The organism is Vibrio sp. 10N.222.48.A3 (assembly GCF_041475345.1).
Classification (GTDB): Bacteria; Pseudomonadota; Gammaproteobacteria; order Enterobacterales; family Vibrionaceae; genus Vibrio; species Vibrio tasmaniensis_A.
Genome location: NZ_JBFRVX010000745.1, coordinates 1 through 3,058, shown reverse-complemented (window position 1 = coordinate 3,058; position 3,058 = coordinate 1). Strand labels below are relative to the sequence as shown.

The following is a 3,058-nucleotide window of genomic DNA, read 5'->3' as shown; positions in this document are numbered from 1 at the left end:
ATCAACTAGCTCATATAAGCTCACCATTTTTTCTGGTTCAGTTTCAAATATCTTAAATCGAGCCAACTTGGATAAAGCGGCATAAAGAGAATCTTCTTCTACTTTTTCTTGATCTAGAAATAGGTCCCAAACCTGTTCGATAGTCGGCGCGGGTTTTGACCAAGTACTCGGATCTTCTGGGCGAATACCGGCAGCTTCATAAGCCTCTAAAATAAGGTTCTCAAGCTTAAGTTGTTGCCTTTTCCCTAATCCGTAAGCCTTTGACATAGTTTCAGAAAAACCAGCTGCTGTATGTATTGGCAACATTGGCGTATCACCAAATAGACTTAGTGGATTATAAGGAAGTTTAAACAGCTTAAACTTCTTCCCATTTGTCGCACTAATAAACTTATCGTCAACATAGTCTGACTTGTAATCAAAAATCAGAATACCGATTGGACTGCCATCTACGTTTTTATGTTGATCACGATAAAGCTGTGTCACTACCGCTTTCGTACACTGTGTTTTCCCCGTGCCCATTGTTCCTATAATGCCAGAGTTGGTATTCATGAATTTGGCAGTATTAGTCGGTTCCCAGAAAACTGCCCCATCATCACGTACATTATGACCAACCAGGACCTTTAGGTTATCGTTTGGATCATGCGCTATGGTTGAATCCGGTACGTTAATTGTCTGATTTTCTGACGATCGCTCAACTGTTGGAGTATTTATGACCTCTTCAGGTTCAATTTTAGTATTAACAATCTCATTACTATTTTCTACAGAGCTAGTTGTTACCACTTTTACATGAGTAGTTTCAGCTAACAGATATTGCTCTGGGATTTTACTTAATGTATCAGAGCAAGCATCTGCCATTAGGTCTGTTAGCCGAGTACTTACTAAGTGATTTAAACTAGCGCTTGGTAGTTGAATTTTAAGAATATTTTTCACCTCCTCAAAGCTTGCTTCAAAGAAGGTGTCATTCTCTACCATCGCTACCAAGAACCCTTCAGGGTACTCTTGCAGTTCAGCTAATTGGTAATCGCCCTGCAGCCACCATTCACGTTGTTTTAAGAGTGGCTCAAAGTAATCTGGTTGATAAAGGTTATACAGTTTGTATTTATCAATCTGCATTAGTATCTGACGCATAAACAAACCGCGGTAAAGATGCCCTGCTAAATCATCACGACCTAAAATATCTTCAGTTAAATAACGTTTTAGCTCTTTGGCTTGCTCTACCCCTTTATTGTGAGTTTGTTTTAGCCCTGCTTTTACTTCAAGTGGAAGTAAGTAAAGTTGATTGTCTTTAAAGCCAACAAACAGCACATCGTCTGAAATTGCACCGGATTTGTAACCATTTACATTACGTGAAAAATCACTGTCATTCATTTTCAAGCCAATATTACCGGCTACACGAACCATCTCAGCAACTGATAACGGAACCCAAATAATATCGGACTTTGCTAATAAGCAATTGATGTATTTATAGGCGCCAATAATACCCTTTTTCTCTTTTCGCTCATTGCTATTAGCAGTGATCATTTTGAGTAACCACTCACCGTTGAAGGCATTGAACTCCTCAATAATGCCACCTTCGTCCTGCTCTAATACTTTTTTATACAGGTCCGTTTCTTTGGTAACTGTGATCGCATCGTAGTTGGTTGAGTTAGTGTAATTATCTGAGTAATGGATCAGCACCATATCTTTAGCGCTTTCAAAAAAGTCTAAGGTGACTTTAGGGTCAATAATTGTGGTCCATATTGAATTATCGTAAGAGCGCTCAAGTAGTGTTTTAAAGTCATCACTCACCGCTAAAGCTAAAGAGTTAGCACGACCGTGTTGCACATTCGTTTTACGGGCAGGTTTAATCAAACCATTAAGGCGCTGCGCCATGCTAAGGTGCGAATTATCTTTAGTTTCAACATTCTTCAAACCAAATGCAGTGAAGTAGCTTTCCTCTTTGTTGTCGGCTGCTTCGCCCGCCAATAAGCCGTGACAAACTACGCCACTAAGCTCTTCTAGCACGTTTACATCTGTTGGCTCTACTTTATGATGATTTCTGAAAAAACTTAGGTGTGCATACGCTTGCGGTTTAGTCTCACATTCATCGTTACGAAACTTACTGTAAGTTAAGCGTGTACGTAATAGGTCGATAATGGCATCTGCTTGTTCTTTCAGTGCTCCTTTATCTAATCCATATAACCTTTTCAACTCGTCGTAACTGGCTGTTTCTGCAAAACGGTCAAATTCGCAGCGTGTCTCTTTATCATCGTATAAGTTCACATGGATATGGCAGACTTTGTCCTTTTGCGTTTTAACGTAATCCACCAGCCCCATAAACAGTTCAACATTTTTATGGTTATTTACCGAGTTGATAATCAGTGTGGCTTTGCTACCTGCAGTAAATAGTGAACTAAAGGCATCTTTAAACTCTGTGACCTTATCTTTCACCAATTTACGTACGTAGCTGTAACTTGTTTCTTGATGAGGCACTAGCTCAAGCCACATAGAGTTGTCTTTTTCTAGCTTGGTAAAAGCAAACTCATGTTTAGGGTGGTACAGAAAAGGCAATAAACCACGCGCATTCAAGCGCTTTAACGTCACTTTGGGTAGTGTTTTAAAACTGCTGTTATCATTGATGTTATCACTAACTATTGCTTCAGCTAGGCTCAAGTGATAAGCCAACACTAAGGGGTGGAATGGAGTTATATATTCCCGATATTCTTCGTTTTCTTGGTATTGTGCATACCCGATATTAACGAGAAGTTTTTCTGCTTTGGTTAACATTACATCATAACCAATTTCAGCTATCGCTTGGTTGTATGCATCAACCAATTGAGAGACAACCTTTCTAAACTCGTCACCCCAACTAGATAAACTCGGTAGTGTTTTATTGATTGTGCAGTATTCAAATAACTTTAGGTATGACAGGTAAACTTCAGGGTAGTTTGCTTCAATCGCTTTTAGCTCTACGCTGTTTTGTGGGTCAACATGTTGATTTAATAACTGCTTATCTAAAAAGTCTGCTTCACGTTGTAACAGTGTTAAACGTCGCCCTTTAGGTGCAACTTCTTTATTG

The 3,058-nt window shown here is 39.3% G+C and carries 1 protein-coding gene; it reads right to left on the bottom strand.

Annotated elements, in window-relative coordinates; genetic code table 11:
* Positions 1–3,058, bottom strand: a 3,058-nt coding sequence (gene dptH / locus AB4653_RS19300) for a DNA phosphorothioation-dependent restriction protein DptH (protein ID WP_372105035.1), incomplete at both ends; no start/stop codon positions are given.